The following is a 23,362-nucleotide window of genomic DNA, read 5'->3' on the forward strand; positions in this document are numbered from 1 at the left end:
TTCAGGACTTTGCTGCCTCACGCCATGCTGACAACAAATGAAATCCGCACCGCTTTTCTGGACTATTTTGCCAGCAAGGGCCACCAGATCGTCCCCTCCTCGTCCCTCGTGCCGAGCAACGACCCAACCCTGCTGTTTACCAACGCAGGGATGGTCCAGTTCAAAAACGTGTTTACGGGGCAGGAAACACGCCCCTATTCCCGCGCAACAACCGCACAGAAGGTTGTGCGCGCTGGCGGCAAGCACAACGATCTGGATAACGTTGGCTACACGGCCCGGCACCATACGTTCTTTGAAATGATGGGGAATTTTTCCTTCGGGGATTATTTCAAACCGCAGGCCATAGAGCTGGCATGGAACCTGATTACCAAGGGTTTTGGCATCTCCCCGGACAAGCTGCTTGTAACCGTCTTTGCTGAGGATGAAGAAGCCGCCGGTCTGTGGCGCTCCATTGCAGGGCTGGATGACAGTCGCATTATCCGCATCCCCACTTCCGACAACTTCTGGCGGATGGGCGATACCGGTCCCTGCGGCCCCTGCTCCGAGATTTTTTATGATCACGGCCCCGATGTTCCCGGCGGCCCTCCCGGCTCCCCCGATGAAGATGGCGATCGGTTTGTCGAAATCTGGAACCTCGTGTTCATGCAGTATTTCGAGGACCCTCCGGGCACACGTTCCCCCCTGCCCCGCCCTTCCATTGATACGGGTCTGGGGCTGGAACGCTTTGCCGCCATCATGCAGGGCAAGCGTGACAACTACGATACGGACACGTTTGTATCGCTCATCAACGCGTCAGCGGAACTGACACATCAGGCCGTGGATGGCCCCTTCAAGGCCAGTCACCGCGTTGTGGCCGACCACCTGCGTTCCACCGCGTTCCTTATTGCCGATGGTGTTCTGCCCTCCAAGGATGGCCGCGGTTATGTGCTGCGCCGGATCATGCGTCGGGCCATGCGCCATCTGCACATGATGGGCACCACGGACCCGATTTTTTACAAGCTGCTACCAGCCCTGATCCAGCAGATGGGTTCGGCCTACCCCGAACTGGTGCATGGGGAAGCCCTGATCCGTGAAACCATGCGCGGAGAGGAAGAACGCTTTAAAGCCATGCTCGACCGCGGCCTGCACCTGCTGGACGACGAAAAGAGCAAGCTGGCCTCCGGCGCACCGCTCCCCGGTGATGTGGCCTTCCGCCTGTATGACACATTCGGCTTTCCGCTAGATCTGACGCAGGACGCCCTGCGCGGTAGTGGCCACGATGTGGATGTAAAAGGCTTTGATGACGCCATGACCATCCAGCGCCAGCGTGCCCGCGCGGCCTGGACCGGCTCTGGCGATACAGCGGTCGAAACCATCTGGTTTGAAGCCCGCGACAGGTTTGGTGCCTCCGAGTTCCTTGGCTATTCCACCGAGCAGGCTGATGGCGAAGTTCTGGCCCTTGTTGCAGGCAACGCGTTCCTGCCGGAAGCCACGATCGGGCAGGAAGTTGCCGTGCTGCTCAACCAGACACCATTTTATGGTGAAAGTGGTGGTCAGGCGGGCGATACAGGCTTTTTGACCGCCAAAGGGCTGAAGATCGCCATCCGCGATACACAGAAAAAAGCAGGTGACCTGATTGTGCATTACGGCACGGTCACCGAAGGAACGCTCAGGCCCGGCATGGCTGTAACCGCCACCGTGGACCATGACCGCCGTTCGGCCATACGCGCCCACCACTCGGCCACCCACCTGCTGCACGAAGCCCTGCGCCGCCGCCTTGGTGCGCATGTGGCGCAAAAAGGCAGCCTGAACACCCCGGACCGTCTGCGCTTTGACGTCAGCCAGCCCCGCCCGATTACGGCGGAAGAACTGGCGGATATTGAGGCCGAAGTGAACCACCGTATTCGCCAGAATGCGGCCGTGACCACCCGCTCCATGACCCCCGAAGAAGCCATTGCCGAAGGGGCAACCGCCCTGTTTGGCGAAAAATACGGCGATGAGGTTCGCGTTGTGGCCATGGGCCCATCTGAAGATGGCAAGGGTGCGTGGTCCATGGAACTGTGTGGCGGCACACATGTCAGCCGCACGGGGGATATCGGGCAGTTCCGTATTGTGGCCGAAAACGGTGTTTCCGCCGGTGTGCGGCGTATCGAGGCCGTAGCAGGCAAAGCTGCCGAATCCCTGACGGCGGCCAACGAGCAGAGGCTGCTCCAGCTTGCCAGCATGATGAAGGTGAGCGTGGCCGATGCCCCCGAACGGCTGGCTACCCTGCTGGAAGAACGCAAGGCCATGGAACGCCAGATTGCCAATCTGCAACGCCAGATGGCGACAGGCAGCGTTGCCGCTGCTGGCGTGGAAAAAGTGGGGGCAACCCGCCTGGCCACACGCAATGTGGGAGAAACCCCCGCACGTGAGTTGAAAGGGCTGGCAGAAACCATTCTCAAGCAGGGCGAAGCCGATGTGGTGGTCCTGATTTCCTGCGCTGAAGGCAAAGGCAGTGTTGTGGCGGCCGTAGCCCCAGCCCTGACCGAGAAGGTCAGCGCCGTGACTCTGGTCCAGGCAGCCAGCGTGGCCATGGGTGGCAAAGGTGGCGGTGGCCGCCCGGACATGGCTCAGGCCGGTGGCCCGGATGGTGCAGCAGCGGATGCGGCCTTTGCCGCCGTACGCGATGTGCTGAAAGAAGCCGTCTGACACAGACGCCCTGAAAACGAAGCAGCGGAGCAGACCTTACTCCCCTGTCCCGCTGCTTCCCTTTGGTGCGCCTTTGGCGTAAGGATTGCGTTATGTCTTTACTTGCATCCCTTAAACTTGTTGTCGCACGCCCCCACCCCGAAGCCCGCCCGTTTTTGCTGGCATCGGGCGCGGTGTCCGTTGTGTCCTACCTGCTTGGCCGCAAGCTGCGCTGCCCCAAGCTGCGCCTGCTTGGCCATGCCAGCACCGGCTTTTTTGGCTTCTGCCTCTATTTTTTCCGGGACCCGGAGCGTGTAACACCTGCCCGTAATGACGTGGCGGTGGCCCCTGCGGATGGGCATATTGTGTCCATTGAAAAAATTGCCCCCCCCAAGGAACTGGGTATGGGCGAAACCCCGGTATGGCGGATTGCCACCTTCCTGTCCGTTCTGGATGTGCATGTAAACCGTATGCCCGCTGCAGGGACGGTTACCCGTATTGCCTACCACCCGGGCCTGTTCCTGAACGCAAGTCTGGACAAGGCCTCCGAGCAGAATGAACGCAATGTGCTCAGCCTGACCCTGCCAGATGGCCGCATGCTGGCCGTGGTGCAGATTGCTGGGCTGGTTGCACGCCGGATTGTCTGCTCCGTCAACGAAGGTACAAAAGTGGAAGCGGGCGAACGCTTCGGCCTGATCCGCTTTGGGTCACGCACCGACCTGTATCTGCCACCCGGCGTTGAACCGCTGGTAGCTGTTGGTCAGACCATGGTTGGCGGTGAGACCGTCATGGCGCGTCTCTGACAAGCCCGTGACACTCCCCACACCAACATCTCCTTCAGTGGTCCTGACCGAGCAAACGGATGCGCCGCGCCCACGCCACCGCAAGCGGCGTGTGCGCAACAAAAGCCGCGGCCCTTCCTTTAACCGCCTGATTCCCAACATTCTGACAATGCTGGGGCTTTGCGCGGGCCTGATGGGCATGCGCTTTGCCATTGAAGGACGTTTTCAGGCGGCTGCGGCAGCATTGCTCATTTCCGCCTTTATTGATGGGCTGGACGGGCGCATTGCCCGCATGCTGCGCGGGGCCACACGCTTTGGCGCGGAATTTGACAGCCTTTCCGACTTTCTGTGCTTTGGGGTAGCACCTTCGTTCCTGCTGTATTTCTGGGCGATCAAGGACAGTAACCGCTACGCTTTTCTGCCCTGCCTGCTCTTTACGGTCTGCATGGCGCTCAGGCTGGCGCGCTTTAACGCCAATCTGGATGGGGAAGAGCTGAAACCCAAATATGCCAGCAACTTTTTTACTGGCGTGCCCGCCCCTGCCGGAGCCGGGCTTGCGCTTTTTCCGCTCTTTTTGGGGCTGGAAGCACAAAAACTGGGCATAGACTGGCTTTACAACCTGACCCGCCTGCCATGGCTGCCGGACTTTACCTTGACCAGCACCGCGCTGCTGCTGGTTTCCACCCTTCCGGTCTGGTCCTTTAAAAACTTCAAGGTTCCGGCCCAGTTTGTGCTGCCCCTTATGCTGGGGACCGGCATTTACGCAGTGGTGCTGGTGGCAGACCCGTGGGCCGCACTGGCTGCGGCGGGCGTGATCTATATGGTTCTGCTCCCCTTGAGCCGCCGCAGTTTTCTCAAACTGAAAAAAGCGGCTGAAGACCTGCATAAAGACGATACCGAAACGCCCTCATCCCCCTGAGGGCGTTTCCTTTTTGCCGCCCTGCGCCGCACTCCCGAGCAGGGAGCACAGCCCATTCAGGATTTCCTGCGGGCTGGGTGGGCAACCCGTAATGGCCAGATCGACCGATACGCGCCGCTCCAGCCCCCCCATAACGGCATAATTTTCGCTAAATACGCCGCCATCCAGTGCGCAGGTGCCAATGCTGATAATGCCTTTGGGGTTTGGCATGGCCTCCCATGCCGCCTGCAACACAGGCGCCATGGTGCGGGTTAAAGCCCCGGTGACCAGCAGCACATCGGCCGAGCGGGGAGAGTTTACAAACCCGAACCCCGCTCCCTGCATGTCATACGGCAGGCAGGTCATGGCCTGTAGCTCCATGCCACAGCCACCACAGCCCCCCGTATCCACATGAAAAAGCAGCAAAGGCCAGCGCGGACCCAATGGTTTGCGCTTTTGCCGCTCTTTCCAGAACACCGTATTCATGACCGCGCGGATCAGCCCCATGACTGCCCCGCCTTGTACCCGTTCATGCCTGCTCCCTTAACCATCGAGTGCTGCTGCGTTCATACCGAGTGAGCAGGCCAGCAACGCGGCATCCTCCGCCTCATGGTTGGGCAGAGCCTGCTCAAACACCAGCAGGGCCGAGGTTTCAGGCTTGCGGCAAAAAGCCTCCGCCACACGGCCATGCGCCAGACGCACCCAGTACAGCACGCCACCCCATGGCCCTTCCACCAGCCCCGTTCCCTCCCCATCCTGCATGGACAGGGGAACCGTACCACCAGCATTCAACCCGATCCGGGCTGAAGCCAGGTCCAGCATGCGCAGGCTTTCCTCCATCTCATCCAGCAACAGCAGGGCGCGGTCTTCCGCCGTGCCGTTCTGCCTGCCCGATGTGTAACGCCACAGCCCGTCATATGCAGGCATCATGCGCCGACCATCGCAGTCCCAGCCTGCGGCCCGGGCTACGGGACCATCCAGCCCGATCCGCTCCAGATCATCGGCCAGAATACGCCCCACACGACCCAGCAGGGCAGAAAGACCGGGGTATTCACGCCACAAAAGCACCAGTTGCGGGTAAGCCTTCTGCCCCAGTTCGTACAATCTGGCGCACAGATCCCCCATCTGCGTTGCGTCACGCACGGACAGGCCACCGGGGATGCAAACATCCATCAGCAACCGTGACCCGGTTATGGGGGCAGCCTCGGCCACCAGTTTTTCCCGCAGCGCCATACAGTGCGACGCCACAAGCTGCGCACCCGCCAGCCGCGCCATACCGGCCAGAGTGTACAGGTGCTGGAACAGGCGCTCCATTTCCAGCAAAGCTACGCGCAGGAGTGCCACTTCGGCCTCGACCTGCGCATTGCAGGCATTTTCCACCGCCTGACAGAACGCAACCTGATGCGCCACGGAACTGCCCGCCGCAACGCGGCTGCTCAACCGGCAGACATCCTCTACCCGCGCATGCCGTGAGCGGGCGGCAATGCCCCGGTGGGCATAGCCAGTCTGTGTTTCCGCATTGGCGACCAATGTGCCGGACAGGACAAGCCGCGTATAAAACGGTGGAGCCAGATCGCCCGTTGCAGGGCCACGCTCTTCCACCCGCCCCTTGGCGGCCGCCATGGCATCGGATGGCTGGAACGCCACAAGTCCCTTACGCTGCCCGCCCCGACCGGGTGCGGCGCAAAGCGGTGGAGCAGCAGACCACACATCATGGTCAAGCAGGCAGCGTACATCCACCGCCCACATGGCTTCTGCCCCAAACAGGTCATAGATCGCCCGTTCGTACAGGCTGGCGGCAACCCGTGCGGGGGAAAGGGCAGGATAACGTCCCCCTTCCAGCGCCAGTGTTGCAGCGAGTGGGTGCCCATCGGGCAAGAACAGGGCATGCACATCCGCCCCATCGCACCACAGGCCGACAAAAGGCAGATCATCACGCTTGAGCATATCCACCATATCGCGCCAGGCCAGTTCACCCAGCCGGAAGCGCCATGGGGTGGAGGTCTGTTCGCCTGCGTAAATCAGTGCGGCAACATCCATCAGAACGCCCCCAGCATCATGGCCAATGGTACCAGAAAACCCATAACGGTCAGCACCGAGCATGCCACACGCCCGGCCATGTCATCTGGCCAGAACAGGCGGGCGGCCTCCCGGTCCGGCACGGCGCGCAGCACGGCGGCCAGAATGCCACACACGGTCAGCACCGCAACGGGCCATGCCCAGTCGGTCATGACAGACAGCAAAAGCAGGCACCCCACAAACGGCGCACCGGGGGGAAAACAGGCCAGAACATTGATCGCCCAGCCCCGCCCACTGCGGTTCCCCCCCGCCAGGCACCAGCCACACAGGAACAGCAAGGCCGCAACATCCGCCTCCACGCCAACGGCCATAAGTGCCAGCGCGGACGGAAATGTGCGGAACAGCCTCTGCCTGTCCCCCGCACGGCCAGCAGCAGCCGTTAACCAGACCGAAATAAGGCCCGCCGCCACCAGAGCCATTTCAAACGCAGCACCACCATGCCCGCGCAGCCGCATGGCCAGCAGGATGGATGCCCCAGCAAACGGGAGAAACAGGAAGCTATCGTTCTCATCGCGCCAGAACTGACCAAACGGGGCAAGCCCGGTTAAAATAACAAGGCCACATGCCATCATCAGGCCCGAAACCGTGCTCCCCTGCGGCAATAACAGACCCGACAGCACAAGGACCGTTCCCACCGACCCGGTGCGGATTAACCCCCACCCGGTTTTGGCCTGCCCGGCCGGGCGCGTAAAAACAAACACTCCCCACGCCAGAGCCAGTTCCAGAATACCCAGCCCTACGGCCGGTTGAGGAGCAACACACGCAAGCCCCGCCAGAGCCGTGCAGACATGCGGCAGGCTACGCAACAGGCGGTCGGGCTGGATGCCGTTTTCCAGCACCAGCATCAGCAGGCCGAAAGCGAGCATGACCCGCCCTGCCCTTTGCACCGGATCATCATCCCACCCGCTGGCGCCATTCCCGACCGAGGGGAACATGAACACGACAACCGCAAGCCCGCAGCCGATGGCGGCCATCCATATCGCGACTTCACGGCTATGGGCCGCAGGCAGCGCGGCCACAACCAGCGCACCAATAAAGGGCCACACAAACGCCAGTGCGGCCAGAAAAACCGTGGCTTCCATGCCAGCACTCATGCGCCTGCCCCTCCGCCCGGCTGCTCCGTGCGCCTGCCCCGCTGGCCAGCAGCACGCACCGGCACAACACGCGGCATAATGCGGTGGATGCACATGCCCCCAAGGAGCAGCACCACCGCCCCGGCCAGAGCGGCCACACCCAGCACCACAGGCTGGTGGCCCAATACGGCGGACAGCAGAACACCTTCAATACAGGTTAAAAGCCCCGCCCACTGCCAGACCATGCTCTGGCGGCACACAACGGCCACAAGCCCGGCTACCATGGTGCATAGCCCTGCGGGGAAAACCGTACTCCCCGCGTGATTACAGGCCAGCAGCAGCAAAACCATAAGGGCCAGTGCAAAAAACGGCACGGCGGCCCCTGTGCGTTCGTGTGTGGCATCGTGCTGGTAGCGGGTTAAAAAAAACGGCGGCAGGGCTGCAAACAGCAGCGCCAGCGTGGCCCCTGCCTCCTGCACCGGAGTAAGCCCATCCATCAGCATGGCCAGTGCAGTCACCACCCCGGCGGGCAGCAGAAAACCAACACCCCGCGCCACAACACACAAGGCCACCATAGGCACAAGAATGGCAACAAGGGTCATGGCGTATCCTCCATCCCTGCGGCGGAAGCCTGCGAATTATCCTGCAAAACGGCAGACACGCTGGTATCCTCCCGTTCAGCCAGAAAAGGGTGAACAGACCAGGTGACCTGCAAGGCCAGCACTCCAAGCAAAAAGATACTGACCAGCCTCACCCGCGCACGCCGTAGCGGGGGCAGCACAACCAGCCGGACCAGTGCAAGCAACACCGCAGCCAACAACAGCTTGGCACCCCACAGACCAAAACCGAGCATGCACTGGCTCAGCCATTGTTCCATGCCCCCATCATCAGGCAAGGCAAGGCTGCCCGGCCATGCCGTATCCAGCGCCAGCACAACCCATGCTACTTGCACACAGTCTGCCGCCCAGAGCCACATGGCCCGCTCCGGCCCGGCCAGCAGGGCAAGCTGGCCATCCTGCACAGGCCACGCCAATGCGGGCACTAAAAACAGGGCCACACCGGCCAGCACAAAAGGCGCGCCATCGGTTAGGGGGGAAAGTCCGTGTACCGTGGCCAGAAAATCCGAAAAATCACGCGCGCCACAGAGCAGAAAAACCGGTACCAGTGCAGGCAGCAACAAAAATGCCCCCAGCATGCCGCGAGCGCCCTGCACGGCCCCCAGACCACCGCCCAGCACACAGGGGATGTTCAGGCACACCAGCGCCATAACCAGCACGCAGCAGATCAACAGCAGGCCCGGTGCTGGAAAACCCGGAACCACCAGTGTAAATGCCGGAACCAGCGCACAGCCCAGAACGGCCAGCACCAGTGCCGCCGCACAGGCAATACCGGCCAGTTGTGCACCTTCCTGCTGCAAGCGGGATCGACGAAACTGGTGCCAGATGTCTTGCCACCGCCCCATGACCGGAAAAGCCGATACCCCCGACAGGCGACCCGCCACCCGCCCGACAAGCCCGCTCAACCAGGGTGCTGCAAACACCATGGCCAGTGTTTGCAGGCCCAGAAGCGGCAAAAAGAGGAGGACCCAGCCCCAGGGAATGGAATGTGTCATTTACCCACAAACAGCCCGGCCAGCAGCCCTGCCCCCATAAGAAGCAGGATCAGAACCATACCCTGCGCTTCGCACCAGCTTATGGCCACAAACAGGCAACGCCTTGCATATCGCCAGAAAACCTTCCCTCGGCGTGGCAGAATACCCCTTGCCCCCGGTACGCGCAGGGCCGTAACGGCCGCAGGCGTGGTAAAAAAACCGCGCCATGCTGGCCACAAAGGCAATAGTCCCCCGCCAGAGCAACCCTCCGCCACCGGTGCGGCACCATTCCGGTCTGGAGGAATCTCGTACACCGGAGCGCCCTGCCGCCATGCTGCAACCTGCCGCAGAGCCGGGGCAAATGGCATAAAACCAAACACCCGGACCAGCAGACCCGTGGCAAGCAGCACCAGCGCCACCCCCAGCAAAACCAGCAGTGGCGTCAGGCGGGCAGCGTGCCCTGCAAAATGCACTGTTGTCATATCCTGCCATGTTACGGGCAGCAGGGGCGGCCCCACCACCAGATGGTCCGCCACAAACAGCCAGGTTCCCGGCACAAAAGCCAGAACACTGCTCAGCACCGCGCATACCCACAAAGGCAGAACCATGGCAGCGGGGGCATCCGCCTCCTCCTGTGGAGCGGACAGAAGCAGCAGGCCCGCACGCACCAGAGCAGCACTCAACATCACTCCAAGGGCGACAAAAAACACCACCAGCATCACCGCCAGAAGCGCCATGACCGGCTGCGTGGCCTCGACCGAGTAACTGCCCCCCGCCAGAGCCGCCCACAGGACCGCAAACCCACCACAGGGTGGCAGAACCGAGCACTGGGCCAGCACCACACCCAGCAGGCACCGCGCCAAGCGGGTCTGTAATACGCCGCCCTCACCTGTGTCATTACGCTGAGCCACCCAGAGCATGCCCAGCAGCGCCACAACAGGGGCGCCCATGCCCAGCACCACGGTTGTACGAAACGTATCCGCCCCCCCCAGAGGGGAAGAAAGAGCCAGCACAAGGGCCAGCACCAGCATGCCGTACCAGCATGCCGCCAGCCCTGCCACAAGGGCCATGGCCTGCCGGTCGCGCATGGCCTGCGCAAGCCCTGCACACGCAACCACACCCCCACAGGCCAGCAGCACCCCTTGCGACAGCAGGGGCAATTCCCCCACTTCGGCTAGCAGACGCCCAAGCAAAAACAGGCCAATACAGGCTGGCAGAACCCCCAACGGCCCCCGCTGCACGGCAATGGCCCACCCCACAAGCAGGACCATAACCCCCAAGAGCGGCACGGACAGGCTGCTATCGGCTGGAATACAGGCAGGCAGCACGGCAAAAGGCAGGCACAGCCCACGCTTGCCATGCCCTGCCAGCAGCACGAGGGCCGTACCCGTAAACAGGCCAAACACCAGAGGCGAAAGAGCCAGAACCCCCAGACAGGCCAGCACACAGGCCACACCAGCCCGGCCCCGACCCACCAGCCCCCCCACACAGGCCAGAATGGCCAGCATGGGCAAAGACGGCCCATCCGCCCCGAATACGGGAAACCACCCGAATTCCCCTTCCACCCGAAAAGCGGCACCGGTCAGAGCGGTTACACCTGCAAGACCCCAGAGTGCCACCAGTATTTCGGCCCGCCAGAATGCCATGCCGCGCAGGACATTGTCCGGCAGCGCGGCAACAACACCCAGCGCCACCAGCACCAGAAGCAGACCACAAAGAACACAAGTGAGAAGAATGGAACCCAGCCCCAAAACCTATGAACACGAAAACCGGCGGATAACACCATGAGTGCAGGTTGAATACAATGTGTTCAACCTGCACCAGTTCAGGCTTAGGATGTTTTTCCCGCTCCGGACGCTCCGACCATGCCAGCCAAGGGCGTGCGTATACGCGCAAACCACCCCTTTTTACGCTGCACCGGTAAAGAAAGGGCAGAGTACATCTCCGGCACGGCTTCTACCAGAATAAGGCTGCCTCCGCCGGGGCAGAGCACCTTGCCTGCAATATCCATCCGTCTGCCACGCCTGAGTGTATGGCAGACCTGACTGGCTGGCAGAAACAGCGCTTCATCCCACTGTTCGGCCCGCAGCATGGCTGCTGCCAGCAACTGCCGCAGCTTGGGTCGCGTAAAGGAGGCATCCCGTGCAAACGGAGTACGCCGCAGTCTTGCACGCCCACCCAGCCGACTGGGCACAACCATCAGCAGGCGCCCGTCATCCTTGAGCGCGCGGGCTGCGGAACGCAGCACGGTCAACGGATTTTCACGCCCTTGCAGGGCATGCACAAGCACAATGCGGTCAAACCTCTGTGGTTCAAACGGAAGGCTTGCGGGGTCCACCACGCAGCACGGTCCGGGTTGCAAAACCATCTCGCTCCGCATGGCCCCAAAACTGGCCCCTATGCGCAGGGTGGACGCATCGCCCAGAGCATGCAGGTAAGGAACAGCCCCACCCAGCCCCAGAACAGACTGGTTTTTAAGCTCCGGCCAGAACCATCGCATGCGCTCGCCCAGCAGGCTGACACACACTCTGCCCGGTGGAGTCCCGTAAAAGCATTCTTCGCACGGCATGGCATTTTGCATGGTTCATGCCTATCATGGATTGGCCCGCCAAAGCCATGACCCAGCCCAGCAGCAGGAGGCCCCATGCCCCTTACCATTCGCGCCATTCCGGTCCTGAGCGATAATTACGCCTGGCTCCTGCGGGATGAAGCAACAGGCACGACCGCCATTGTGGACCCCGGCGAGGCAGCCCCCATAGAACGTGCACTGGCTGAGAACGGGAACAGGCTGGATTTTATTTTACTGACCCACCACCACCATGACCATATTGGCGGCACTGACGCCCTGCGTGCCCGTTACCATGCCAAGGTGGCTGGCCCCGCAGCCGACCAGCACCGCATGCCAGCACTGGACCTGCCCCTGCATGACAATGACAGGCTGGAAATAGGCCAGAGCGCCGGGCAGGTCCTTGCCATGCCGGGCCATACACTGGGCCATATTGCCTATTACTTTGATCAGCCCCCGGCCCTGTTCTGTGGCGATACGCTGTTCAGCCTTGGCTGTGGCCGCCTGTTTGAAGGCACAGCACAGCAGATGTTTACAAGCCTGAGCAGGTTACGCGCCCTGCCAGAACAGACCCATATCTGCTGTGGGCACGAATATACGCTCTCCAACGCTCTTTTTGCCCTGAGCGTGGACCCCGAAAACCCCGCACTGACAGCACGGGCACAGGAGGTACGCGCCCTGCGTGACAAGGGATTGCCCACCGTGCCCTCTACCCTTGGGCTTGAGCGCGCGACAAACCCGTTCCTGCGCGCACCCGATGCGCAAACGCTGGCCAGCCTGCGTAAACGTAAAGACGCGTTCTGACCACCCAAGGCACCTACTGCGTAGCCTGTGTGCCCTGTGGGGGTTGCATCAGCCTTACAACCGGCAAAATCTGCTCCAGCGGCACAGCCCCCATATACACATAGCCATTGCGTGCGGAGAGCGAGAGAACGAGCTTGCCGCCTGACCGGTCCCCCCGGGCAATCATATCTTCCAGTGTGGTTTTAAAAAGCGCTGCCTGCTCAGGTGGGAGGATTTTTTCAGGTTGCAGGCGCTCCACAAAAGGCTTCCAATCCCTGACTGTCAGCCAGAAATCACCAGTCATGGCTGTGGCATGTCCACCCCGCACATGGCCGGTCACACCCAGCTTGAGGCCATTCCAGTCAGCTGAGGCTTTTTGCACGAGCAGTTCGGGCCAGATGGCCTGCCCGCTCTCCTCCTCCTGCTCCAGCACGCGCAGGCGCTCATATGGACCGGGCATGGAAAAAGCGGCTTTGACGTTTTGCAGGTATTGCGGCCATGCAGGAACAGTCATCTGCTCCACCGACAGGGAAAGACCGAGCACGCTGGCCTGAAATGTAGCCTGCGTGTTCCACAGCCATTCGCCCTGCACGTTGGTCATGCTCACACCCGATGCGCGCACATGCACAAACGGAGCGGTAAACGCAGCACGCCCCGCAGGCAGGGAGCGCGCTGGCCAGAATACATCTACCGGGCTGCCTTCAAGCATAAATGCGCGTGTATCCTCCACGCCATCATGTTCATACGGCACGGCAAAGGACTGCGGCCCGTCCAGCCGCATATGCACCTGCATGGGATGCCACGGCACCACCTCCAGCCAGACACGGCTGACCGCGTATTCCACCGCCCCTCTGGCTGGCCCGCCATGCGTGGTGGGGGTGCAGGCTACACGCACGCCCTGCAACGCCAGACCGGCCCGGAACAGCCCCCCGGTTTGCTGCCTGCCCTGATAGGTTATCTGGCACAGCCCGGCAGGGTGCGTAACAAGCTGGTCCAGATACTGCTGGCTCTTCCAGCGGAACGCGCCAGCTCCGCCACCAAGCAGCACAACACCAGCCGCGAGCGTTACAAGGGTCGTTTTTACAAAACCCGTCATCCCCACCTCAAATGGCTGTATTCCGCCTGCGGCGCAAAATTATCCACAGCCTGACTTCCTCCCCGGCAGCGCCTTGCCCTGCGGCAACCTAGCCTATGCCTCAACCCAATTCCACAGCAAATGCACCGAATACATAGGATTTAAAAACCCCTTTTTATGAAATGGGTTTTTTTAACATAGCCCCATGCGAACCCTGACGCACACAAAATACCTTCTCCTGATTTACTTAAGGGGATGCAGTAAATCAGGCGGTAATACTGGTATGACCCTTTTATGACATGGATCATACTCCACAAAGTTATCCACAGCGATGGGTGGTTTATCCCCTGTCCGCCAAGTCCTACCTGAAGCTACAGACCACAGTCGGGTTCAAGCGCGCGCCAGCTTTTTTCAATCTCTTCCAGCAGGGCCGCTCTTCTGGTCGGGCCAATGCTGGGGCCAATGCACACATGCAGCACGCCCGACCGTTTGACAAATGCATTACGCCCCCAGAACAGGCCCGAATTGGTGGCAACAGGAATAACCGGCAACCCCGTATGGCTGGACATGGCGGCAATACCGGGCTTGAGCGCAACGTGCTCACCCGGCATGGTGCGCGTTCCTTCAGGGAAAATGATAATCTGCCGGTTATCGGCCACCGCCTTGTCCGTGCCCTGCAACAGCAGCCGCAGGGCACGCGCACCTGCCGCGCGCTCGACTGGCATCATGCCCGTAAGGACCAGCATGGGACCGAGCAGGGGAATGCGGGTGAGTTCGCCTTTCATGACATAGCATGGCCGTGGCAGAAGCAGCATCCAGACCAGCGTATCGAACGCAGACTGATGCTGCGAGGCAATAAGGGCCGGGCCGGATTGTGGCAGATGCTCCAGCCCGCTTACACGCACCTGCACCCCGCAAATGGCACGGAACAGCCACAGGACCAGCCGCGACCACAGTTTGGCGTAGGCCAGCGCACGCCCGGGCATAAACCAGCGGATTGGCAATGCGCCAACCCCCATGACCCCGGTCAGCACAAAAGCCACAATATTAAACACGACGGAACGCACAACAGCCATTACAACAAACCCGTTACAACCCGCATGATTTAGTCTTTGATTAACAGGTGCTGGACACCAGAAAACCGCCGTTGTGGCAAGCAAAACCACATAAAACCAGACCTGCCATACCTGTTCCGTCTGGCTTATGGCCCTCTATGGCTGTATAGCAAAGCAGCACTTTGCATAGAAAGACAGGATAATATGAGCGACTATAAGGTAAAGGACCTCTCGCTGGCCGATTGGGGTCGCAAGGAAATTTCCATTGCTGAAGGCGAAATGCCGGGTCTGATGGCGCTGCGCGAAGAATACGGCGCAAGCCAGCCCCTTAAGGGCGCACGTATTGCCGGCTGCCTGCACATGACCATTCAGACCGCTGTTCTGATTGAAACACTGATCGCTCTGGGCGCAACCGTGCGCTGGTCTTCTTGCAACATTTTCTCCACGCAGGACCACGCTGCCGCAGCCATTGCCGCTGCTGGCGTTCCGGTGTTCGCATGGAAAGGCCTGACGGAAGACGAATTCAACTGGTGTATCGAGCAGACCATTCAGGGCCCCGATGGCTGGACCCCGAACATGATCCTCGATGACGGCGGCGACCTGACCGTGATGATGCACGAGCAGTACCCCGAACTGCTGGCCAAGGTTAAGGGCCTGTCGGAAGAAACCACAACGGGTGTGCACCGTCTGTGGGAAATGCAGAAAAAAGGCACGCTGAAGGTTCCCGCCATCAACGTGAACGACAGCGTTACCAAATCCAAATTTGATAACCTGTATGGCTGCCGTGAAAGCCTGGTGGACGCCATCCGCCGTGGTACCGATGTCATGATGGCAGGCAAGGTTGCCGTTGTTGCCGGTTATGGTGACGTGGGCAAAGGCTCCGCTGCCTCCCTGCGTAATGCTGGCTGCCGCGTGCTGGTAACGGAAGTGGACCCGATCTGCGCCCTGCAGGCCGCCATGGAAGGCTACGAAGTGGTCACCATGGAAGCCGCTGCACCGCGTGGGGACATTTTTGTAACCGCAACCGGCAACGTGGACGTCATTACCGTTGACCACATGCGCGCCATGAAAAACCGCGCAATCGTGTGCAACATCGGCCACTTTGACTCCGAAATCCAGATCGGCGGGCTGCGCAACTTCACGTGGGAAAACATCAAGCCGCAGGTTGATGAAGTGGTGTTCCCCGATGGCAAGCGCCTGATTGTTCTGTCCGAAGGCCGTCTGGTCAATCTGGGCAACGCAACCGGCCACCCGTCCTTTGTGATGTCTGCTTCCTTCACCAACCAGACGCTGGCCCAGATCGAACTGTGGACGGCACCTGAAGGCAAGTATGACGTTGCCGTTTACACCCTGCCCAAAAAGCTGGACGAAAAAGTTGCAGCCCTGCATCTGGCCAAAGTTGGCGCGCAGCTGAGCAAGCTGAGCGAAACACAGGCCAAGTACATTGACGTTCCGGTTAACGGTCCCTTCAAGCACGAAGAATACCGTTACTAAAATATCCTGAACGAAGGGTGGGGAGTTGCTCCTTACGGAGCGCCCTGCCCTTTTTCGGGCCTTGGCCCAGCCGGTACACCACGCATGCCATGCCGTGGCCTACCACCTCTCCCTTAAAAAAACTCCTGACTGGTCGCGGTTTTTAAACCCGGACTGACCTGCCCCGGCTCCGGGCATTACCCTACACTGGGTTTCTGCCTGTGCGGAGTAACCTCGTTTTTAAAAGCCGCAGCAGCCGGGGGTATAACCTGCCCTGCTGTATCCACCACCACAACCAGCAGCCCGGCTATGGGGGAAGCAACCCTGTCCTTGCGTAAGAGGGCAGCAAACCTGCGGTCCACGGTGGCGCGTTGCTCATACTCCGTATCCAGCAGCCCGTGGCGGTCAATGAACACATTGAGTGAGGACGGAATACGGATGCACCCCTCGGACGCCGTATGGCCCAGCCGCTGCTCCAGATAAACCGGGTCTGTTGCGTGCATTTCCAGACGGATCTGCACTTTATCCCGGTTTGGTAGCCAGCCTTTTTCAGCCCATTGCCAGCCAAAATCCCAGACGCGCATCCCCGTAGTGCCGTTCCCCATAATGCCGTTTTCGTTTTTGGTACCCAAGGCCCGGTAGCCAAGCCGGGTTGCTGAATTGGGAAAAACGCCGGTGGGAGTAATATAATAATACTGCCGCCCGGTTGTGCCGGTGGAGACTTTGGCGCTGCCAATAACCTGCCAGTCCGCGCTACCGGGAATAGCCAGAATCAGGCACAGGCGCTGAACCTTTGGGTTGCGGTCCACCACCACAAGCACCTGTGGGCGGTCCAGCACATAGCCTGCCTGTTCAAGCTGCTGCCGGGCCAAAGCCACCCATGCTGCTTTATCGGCTGAAGAAACAGAAACAGCGACAGGCACCTCGCGCCTGAAAGCCAGTGTCAGCGCCCATGCTTCCTGCCGGGCGGCATCCTCCCCAAGAACGGGGGGAGAACCATTTACGGAAGAAGAGGGGGGCGTGGCACCAGTAACCCCGGCAAAAGCGGGGTCCAGTGCCCGGTCATCCACACCCGCAGGGGGTGTGCCCGGCTGCGTGGCAGTCTGTGTGCCAGCGCTGGCATGACTGGCATGGCCAGCGGGCTGCCGTACCATACCCTGAGCGCACACCATATTCGTCCCGGCCAGAAAACCGCCAGCCACGGTCAAGCAGACTGCCAGCTTCCCTACCACACACATACATACTCTCTCCCGTATGCAACTACGGAAGAGAGTATGGCATTAGTCCTAACAAGAAGAAAATTTTCTCAGATATTGATCGCGCGGTTGTCAGCGCCCAGAGCTGCTTCCTTGACGGCTTCGCTCAGAGTTGGGTGCGCGTGGCAGACGCGGCCAATATCTTCCGCCGAGGCACCAAACTCGATCGCCATGGTGGCTTCGGCAATCAGCTCACCTGCTGCGGGGCCAATAATGTGCACACCCAGCACGCGGTCTGTCTGCTTGTCGGCCAGCACCTTAACAAAGCCATCGGTCATGCCCAGTGCGCGTGCGCGGCCATTGGCAAGGAAGGGGAACTTGCCGGTCTTGTAAGCAACGCCCTTGTCCTTGAGCTGCTCTTCCGTAAAGCCCACGGAGGCAACTTCGGGCCATGTGTAAATCACGCCGGGAATGGCATCGTAATTGACGTGCCCGGCCTGCCCGGCCAGCAGTTCGGCCAGCGCCACACCTTCCTCTTCCGCCTTGTGGGCCAGCATGGGGCCCGCAATAACGTCCCCAATGGCGTAAATGCCGGGCACATTGGTTGCGTAATGGGCATCCACTTCCACACGGCCGCGCTTGTCCAGCGCAATACCGGCTTCTTCCAGTCCCATGTTCTTGCTGGCTGCCGTACGGCCAACCGCAACCAGAACCACATCGGCTTCCAGCGTTTCCACCGCGCCACCAGCCGATGGTTCGATGCTGAGCACAACGCCTTTTTTGGTTTTTTCGGCCTTGGTCACCTTGTGGCCCAGCTTCATCTTGAAGCCCTGCTTGGTCAGCAGTTTCTGGAACTGTGCGGCCACTTCATTATCGGTACCGGGCACCAGACGGTCCAGGAACTCAACCACGGTAACTTCCGCGCCAAGGCGGTGCCATACGCTCCCCAGTTCCAGCCCGATAACGCCACCACCAATAACCACCAGACGCTTGGGTACTTCGGACAGTTCAAGCGCACCTGTGGAGGTGACAATAACTTTTTCGTCCACCTCAATACCCGGCAGGTTTGCGCTGTCGCTCCCGCTGGCAATAATGATGTGTTTGGCGGTTACCGGCTTGCCGTCCACACTCAGGCGGCCTGTGCCTTCAACCTTGCCATGGCCTTTAAGCCAGGTGATGCCGTTTTTCTTGAAAAGGAATTCAACCCCTTTCACATTGGCACCAACAATATCGGCCTTGCGGGCCTGCATTTTGGCCAGATCGAGCTTTACGCTCTCAATCAGCACACCATGGGCGGCAAAATCATGCCCCGCAGCATGATAGTTTTCCGAAGACTGGAGCAGAGCCTTGGAAGGAATGCACCCGACATTCAGGCAGGTGCCACCAAGAGTTGCGCGTTTTTCCACGCAGGCAACCTTGAAGCCAAGCTGCGCTGCACGAATGGCGCAGACATACCCACCCGGGCCCGCACCAATAACCACAACGTCATAATCCGTCTCGGCCGGGGGAGCCGCTTCGGCCTTGGGGGCAGGTGCCGCCTGAGCGGGGGCAGCCTGCGCTGCCGGGGCAGCAGCCTTGCCTGCGGCTCCGGCTTCCAGCAGGGCCAGCACGGCGCCAACCTGAACCTCGTCCCCTTCCTTGACCGCGTGGTTTTCCAGCCGACCGGCGGCGGGAGCAGGCACTTCCACGCTCACCTTGTCCGTTTCCAGTTCCACAACCGGTTCGTCTTCTTTGACCGCTTCGCCCGGCTGCTTCAGCCACTTCCCTACCGTGGCGGTGGTCACACTTTCTCCAAGGGTTGGTACTTTAATTTCGGTCGGCATGGGTATTGTCTCGCTCACGTTAGGGTCTGCAAAAAAGGAAAGGCCGGAGAGCAGCGCCTAGGCAGCCTCCGGCCTGTGCCAGTGTCAGATCAGACGTCAATCAACAGGCGGCGGGGGTCTTCCACATTCTGCTTGAGCCGGACAAGGAAGCTGACCGCCTCCTTACCATCCACAATACGATGATCGTAGGACAGGGCCACATACATCATGGGGCGGATGACCACCTGACCGTTTACGGCAACCGGGCGCTCCTGAATGGAATGCATGCCCAGAATACCGGACTGCGGGGAGTTCAGGATCGGGGTGGACAGCAGCGAACCGTAAATGCCGCCATTGGTGATGGAGAAGGTACCGCCGGAGAGTTCATCCAGCTTGAGCGTACCTTCCCGCGCGGCCTTGCCAAACCCGGAAATGGTTTTTTCAATCTGGGCAAAACCCATTTTGTCGGCATCGCGGATAACCGGCACCACCAGACCGTTGGGGCCACCCACGGCAATACCGAGGTTGATGAAGTCGCGGTAAATTACGTCTTCACCGTCGATTTCGGCGTTAATGGCCGGGAATTCCTTGAGTGCCGCAATAACAGCACGGGAGAAGATGGACATATAACCCAGCTTCACACCATGCTTTTTAACAAAGCTGTCCTGGAACTCGGCACGCAGCGCCATGGCACCGGACATGTCGATTTCGTTAAACGTGGTCAGCATGGCCGCCGTGTTCTGTGCTTCCTTCAGGCGGCGGGCAATGGTGCGGCGCAGGCGCGTCATTTTTACGCGTTCTTCACGCGGGTCGTCCTTGCGGGCGGCTTTGGGTGCGGCGGCGGGGGCTGCCCCCTGCGGCTGGGACAGAAAGCCCAGAACATCGCCTTTGGTAATCCGCCCGCCAAGGCCCGTGCCCTGACCAACCTGCCCGGCACTCAGGCCATTTTCGGCCATGATCTTGCGCGCAGCAGGCAGAGCAGCCGCGGAATCAACTGCCCCGGCCGCGGGCTGCGCTGCGGGGGCGGGAGTTGCTGGAGCTTCCACCTTCTTTTCCGCCGCTACAGCCTTGGGCGCTGCGGGGGCGGCACCTGCCTTGCCGGGTTCAACGGTTGCCAGCAGGGCACCCACTTCAACCTCGTCCCCTTCCTTGACGGCCTGCGGGCCAAGCACACCAGCCTGCGGGGCGGCAACTTCCACACTGACCTTATCAGTTTCAAGTTCAACGACTGGTTCGTCTTCCTTGACCGCCTCACCCGGCTGCTTCAGCCATTTGGCAATGGTTGCCGTGGTCACGCTCTCGCCCAGTGTTGGCACCTTGATCTCGACTGACATCCTGTTCCCCATTCTTCTCAAGAAAGCCCCTGTGTGGGGTAATGGTTTTGCCACACAGGGTTTTTCTTCCGCGTAAGGCGGACAATTTTTCTAAAATTCCAGACCCTGCTCAGCGAGCCGCCTTCAACCCAAGTGCGCGGTCCACAAGGTCCGCCTGCTCGGCGGCATGGATCCGTGCAAGACCCGTCGCCGGGCTGGCGGCGGCGGCACGCCCCACATACTGCGGGCGCCCCGCCTTGTGGCCTGCACGCACCAGAGCCTTTTCAATCCGCCGGTCCACAAAGTGCCACGCACCGCCATTTTCCGTTTCTTCCTGACACCAGACAATATCTGCCTCAGGATAACGCTTGAGCTCGGCTGCGAGTGCTGCTTCCGGGAAGGGGTAGAGTTGCTCCACACGCACGATGGCGACATCCTTGATGTCCTTTTCGCGTCGGGCGGCAAGCAGGTCGTAATAAACCTTGCCCGAGCAGACCACCACGCGGCGGACCTTGGCATCCGGCCCCAGCGCATCCACCTCGGGCAGAACGGGGCTGAAGCGCGTCCCCGGCCCGAAATCGGCCAGAGCGGAAACCGCGAGCTTGTGCCGCAGGAGGGATTTGGGCTCCATCAGCACCAGCGGCTTGCGGTAATCCAGCTTGAGCTGGCGGCGCAGCGCGTGGAAGTAGTTTGCAGGCGTGGTGATGTTGCACACAAACATGTTATCTTCCGCACAGAGCTGGAGATAACGCTCCAGACGTGCAGATGAGTGTTCCGGCCCCTGCCCTTCGTACCCATGGGGCAGAAGCAGCACCAGACCGGACATGCGCAGCCACTTGGTCTCACCCGATGCAATGAACTGGTCGATAATGACCTGCGCACAGTTGGCGAAGTCCCCGAACTGCGCTTCCCACAGCACCAGCGTCTGCGGGTTGCGCACGGAGTAGCCGTATTCAAAACCCAGCACGCCGTATTCAGACAGCAGCGAGTTCCAGATTTCGATTTTGGCCTGATCCGCCTGAATATGGTTCAGCGGTGTGCAGGGGGTCTGGTTGACCTGATCGGTCCATGTTGCATGGCGCTGGCTGAAGGTCCCGCGCTGGCAGTCCTCGCCAGACAGGCGCACACGGTGGCCTTCCAGCAGGAGCGAGCCAAAGCCCATGGCTTCACCCGTTGCCCAGTCGAACCCTTCGCCCGAGCTGAACATGGCCGCCTTGGCCTTGAGCTGGCGCGCAATCTTGGAATTGAGGTTGAAGCCTTCGGGCACCCTGGTAATGGCGGCCCCGATTTTCTGCAGCGCATCCAGAGCCACACCCGTATCGGGCCAGGCCTGTTCGGGCTTCTGCCCCGGTGCGGTGAGCCCCTTCCAGCCGCCTTCCAGCCAGTCTGCCTTGTTGACCTTGTAGGACTCGGCTGCTTTGTAATCCGCTTCCAGCCGGTCCTGAAACGCATCCCACTGGGCCTGCGTTTCGGCCTCGGTCATGACCCCTGCTTCCACAACACGGCGGGCATACAGGGTATGCGGCGTTTCGTGGCTGGCAATGGCCTTGTACATGACGGGCTGGGTAAAGACCGGCTCATCCGTTTCGTTATGGCCATGGCGACGGTAGCAGACAATGTCGAGCACAATGTCGCTCGCAAATGCGTGGCGGTAATCCGCGGCAAGACGCGAGGCGTAGATGACGGCCTCGGCATCATCCCCATTCACATGCAGGACCGGTGCCTCAATGGATTTGGCAAGGTCCGTGCCATACACGCCAGAATGCCCGCATTCAGGGTTGGTGGTAAAACCAACCTGATTGTTGACCACCATATGGATGGTCCCACCCGTGCGGTAGCCGGGAAGTTGGGACATGGCGAAGGTTTCGTAAACAATCCCCTGCCCGGCAAATGCCGCATCACCATGAATGATGATGCCCATGCTGCCCGTACGGTTCTGCGTATCACCCGCGTCATCCTGCGTGGCACGCACCTTGCCCAGCACAACGGGATCCACCGCCTCAAGATGTGAGGGGTTAGGCAGAAGCGAAATATGAACCGTGCGCCCGTTCACCTCCACATCCGCCGAAGAGCCCAGATGGTACTTGACGTCCCCCGAGCCTTCCACATTGTCGGGCTTGAAGGAACCACCGGCAAATTCGTTAAAAATGGCCACGTAAGGCTTACGCACCACGTTGACCAGCGTGTTCAGGCGGCCACGATGGGCCATGCCGATTGTCACCGAGCCAACACCCTGCGCCGCGGACTGGTCCACAATGGCATGCAGGGCAGGAATGGAGATTTCCCCCCCTTCCAGCCCAAAGCGCTTCGCACCCACATAACGCTTCTGGCAGAAGGCTTCGAACCCTTCCGCTTCAGCCAGATTTTTGAGAATGCTCCGGCGCTCGGCCACGCTGACATTCTGCTGCCAGTTATCGCTTTCCAGCCGGTTGCGGAACCATTCGCGCTGTTCGGTATTCCGGGCGTACAGGTATTCCGCACCAATATTGCCACAATATACCGTGCGCAGGGCCGCAATAACGTCCTTGACCTTGGCTGTGTTGCGCCCCTTGAGCAGAGGGTCCAGCAAGGAGCCGATAAAAACCTCACGGTCCAGATCCTTGGGGCCAAAGCCGTAGGTCTGGGGGTTCAGTTCCTCACGCTGGGTGGGAACCTTGAGCCCGAGCGGGTCAAGCGTTGCTTCCAGATGACCAAATTCGCGGTAGGCGCGGACCAGCCGGGCAATAGCCAGACTATCCTGCGCGGCCAGACCGCCAGCCGGACCACCCTTGGCAGGCGGCGGTGGCTCTTCCCCCGTAATAATGGACGGGCGCGGCGCCCATGATGCGCCAAGCGCATCATGCAGCACGGCCGCCTCGTCATCCCCCAGCGAGCTGAAGAGAATATCGAAGGAGGGATCTACACTTTTTGGATCCTTTGCCCACCGGGCATACAAATCCGCAAGGTACGCGATATTGGCACCGTTCAGAGCGGTTGCCAGCATATCCGATACCGCCATCTCACATTCCTCCCTGTCGCGGGGTGATC

The 23,362-nt window shown here is 60.6% G+C and carries 18 protein-coding genes; 5 read left to right on the forward strand and 13 right to left on the reverse strand.

What is annotated here, in order from left to right; translation table 11 throughout:
* Positions 1-24: 24 nt before the first annotated feature.
* The 3 genes from alaS (at position 25) to HNR55_RS02320 (ending at position 4,350) form a co-directional block, all read left to right on the forward strand.
* Complete coding sequence (gene alaS, locus HNR55_RS02310; RefSeq protein ID WP_166111259.1) at positions 25-2,670, forward strand: alanine--tRNA ligase; 2,646 nt, start codon at positions 25-27, stop codon at positions 2,668-2,670.
* Positions 2,671-2,762: 92 nt separating this feature from the next.
* A complete protein-coding gene (locus tag HNR55_RS02315; protein ID WP_166110744.1) occupies positions 2,763-3,452 on the forward strand; it encodes a phosphatidylserine decarboxylase in 690 nt (229 codons plus the stop codon).
* 7 nt (positions 3,453-3,459) lie between these two features.
* Positions 3,460-4,350 carry a CDP-alcohol phosphatidyltransferase family protein gene (locus tag HNR55_RS02320; protein WP_166110747.1) on the forward strand — a complete coding sequence of 297 codons (891 nt, stop codon included), beginning with the start codon at positions 3,460-3,462 and terminating at the stop codon, positions 4,348-4,350.
* Here HNR55_RS02320 and HNR55_RS02325 read toward each other — a convergent pair.
* The 7 genes from HNR55_RS02325 to HNR55_RS02355 all read right to left on the reverse strand — a co-directional run bounded on the left by HNR55_RS02325 (position 4,339) and on the right by HNR55_RS02355 (position 11,653).
* The gene (locus HNR55_RS02325; protein ID WP_166110750.1) at positions 4,339-4,836 is read right to left on the reverse strand and encodes an NADH-quinone oxidoreductase subunit B family protein; all 498 of its coding nucleotides are present in this window, start codon (positions 4,834-4,836) and stop codon (positions 4,339-4,341) included. The two genes, HNR55_RS02320 and HNR55_RS02325, sit on opposite strands and share 12 nt — an antisense overlap.
* A gap of 36 nt (positions 4,837-4,872) precedes the next feature.
* Entirely contained in the window at positions 4,873-6,432 is a 1,560-nt protein-coding gene (locus HNR55_RS02330) for an NADH-quinone oxidoreductase subunit D-related protein (RefSeq protein ID WP_242005381.1), read from the reverse strand.
* Positions 6,369-7,502, reverse strand: coding sequence for a hypothetical protein (locus HNR55_RS02335; protein ID WP_166110753.1), 1,134 nt, complete (start codon positions 7,500-7,502; stop codon positions 6,369-6,371). The genes HNR55_RS02330 and HNR55_RS02335 overlap by 64 nt, the downstream gene beginning before the upstream one ends.
* The gene (locus HNR55_RS02340; RefSeq protein WP_166110756.1) at positions 7,499-8,083 is read right to left on the reverse strand and encodes a hypothetical protein; all 585 of its coding nucleotides are present in this window, start codon (positions 8,081-8,083) and stop codon (positions 7,499-7,501) included. Before HNR55_RS02340 ends, HNR55_RS02335 begins: the two co-directional genes overlap by 4 nt.
* Positions 8,080-9,093 carry a hypothetical protein gene (locus tag HNR55_RS02345; protein ID WP_166110759.1) on the reverse strand — a complete coding sequence of 338 codons (1,014 nt, stop codon included), beginning with the start codon at positions 9,091-9,093 and terminating at the stop codon, positions 8,080-8,082. Before HNR55_RS02345 ends, HNR55_RS02340 begins: the two co-directional genes overlap by 4 nt.
* Positions 9,090-10,823, reverse strand: a complete 1,734-nt coding sequence (locus tag HNR55_RS02350) for a hypothetical protein (protein ID WP_242005382.1) — start codon at positions 10,821-10,823, stop codon at positions 9,090-9,092. The genes HNR55_RS02345 and HNR55_RS02350 overlap by 4 nt, the downstream gene beginning before the upstream one ends.
* An 80-nt stretch (positions 10,824-10,903) precedes the next feature.
* Positions 10,904-11,653 carry a class I SAM-dependent methyltransferase gene (locus tag HNR55_RS02355; RefSeq protein WP_166110762.1) on the reverse strand — a complete coding sequence of 250 codons (750 nt, stop codon included), beginning with the start codon at positions 11,651-11,653 and terminating at the stop codon, positions 10,904-10,906.
* Positions 11,654-11,716: 63 nt separating this feature from the next.
* On the opposite strand from HNR55_RS02355, the gene gloB reads away from it, so the two are divergent.
* Positions 11,717-12,442, forward strand: coding sequence for a hydroxyacylglutathione hydrolase (gloB, locus tag HNR55_RS02360; protein ID WP_166110765.1), 726 nt, complete (start codon positions 11,717-11,719; stop codon positions 12,440-12,442).
* A 13-nt stretch (positions 12,443-12,455) separates the two neighbouring features.
* Here the strand turns inward: gloB and HNR55_RS02365 are convergent, their stop codons facing one another.
* Complete coding sequence (locus tag HNR55_RS02365) at positions 12,456-13,517, reverse strand: DUF2125 domain-containing protein (RefSeq protein WP_166110768.1); 1,062 nt, start codon at positions 13,515-13,517, stop codon at positions 12,456-12,458.
* A gap of 350 nt (positions 13,518-13,867) precedes the next feature.
* Entirely contained in the window at positions 13,868-14,572 is a 705-nt protein-coding gene (locus HNR55_RS02370; protein WP_166110771.1) for a lysophospholipid acyltransferase family protein, read from the reverse strand.
* A gap of 183 nt (positions 14,573-14,755) precedes the next feature.
* On the opposite strand from HNR55_RS02370, the gene ahcY reads away from it, so the two are divergent.
* Complete coding sequence (gene ahcY / locus HNR55_RS02375) at positions 14,756-16,045, forward strand: adenosylhomocysteinase (protein ID WP_166110774.1); 1,290 nt, start codon at positions 14,756-14,758, stop codon at positions 16,043-16,045.
* A 176-nt stretch (positions 16,046-16,221) separates the two neighbouring features.
* Here the strand turns inward: ahcY and HNR55_RS02380 are convergent, their stop codons facing one another.
* The 4 genes from HNR55_RS02380 to HNR55_RS02395 form a co-directional block, all read right to left on the reverse strand.
* Positions 16,222-17,262 (reverse strand): L,D-transpeptidase, encoded by a 1,041-nt coding sequence (locus HNR55_RS02380; RefSeq protein ID WP_242005383.1) that lies wholly within the window; start codon positions 17,260-17,262, stop codon positions 16,222-16,224.
* Between the two features lie 68 nt (positions 17,263-17,330).
* Positions 17,331-19,043 carry a dihydrolipoyl dehydrogenase gene (gene lpdA, locus HNR55_RS02385; RefSeq protein WP_166111265.1) on the reverse strand — a complete coding sequence of 571 codons (1,713 nt, stop codon included), beginning with the start codon at positions 19,041-19,043 and terminating at the stop codon, positions 17,331-17,333.
* Positions 19,044-19,132: 89 nt separating this feature from the next.
* Positions 19,133-20,356, reverse strand: a complete 1,224-nt coding sequence (odhB, locus tag HNR55_RS02390; RefSeq protein WP_165925099.1) for a 2-oxoglutarate dehydrogenase complex dihydrolipoyllysine-residue succinyltransferase — start codon at positions 20,354-20,356, stop codon at positions 19,133-19,135.
* Positions 20,357-20,465: 109 nt separating this feature from the next.
* Complete coding sequence (locus tag HNR55_RS02395; RefSeq protein ID WP_166110777.1) at positions 20,466-23,333, reverse strand: 2-oxoglutarate dehydrogenase E1 component; 2,868 nt, start codon at positions 23,331-23,333, stop codon at positions 20,466-20,468.
* Positions 23,334-23,362: the final 29 nt, after the last annotated feature.

The sequence above is a fragment of the Acetobacter lovaniensis genome (assembly GCF_014207635.1).
Taxonomy (GTDB): Bacteria; Pseudomonadota; Alphaproteobacteria; order Acetobacterales; family Acetobacteraceae; genus Acetobacter; species Acetobacter lovaniensis.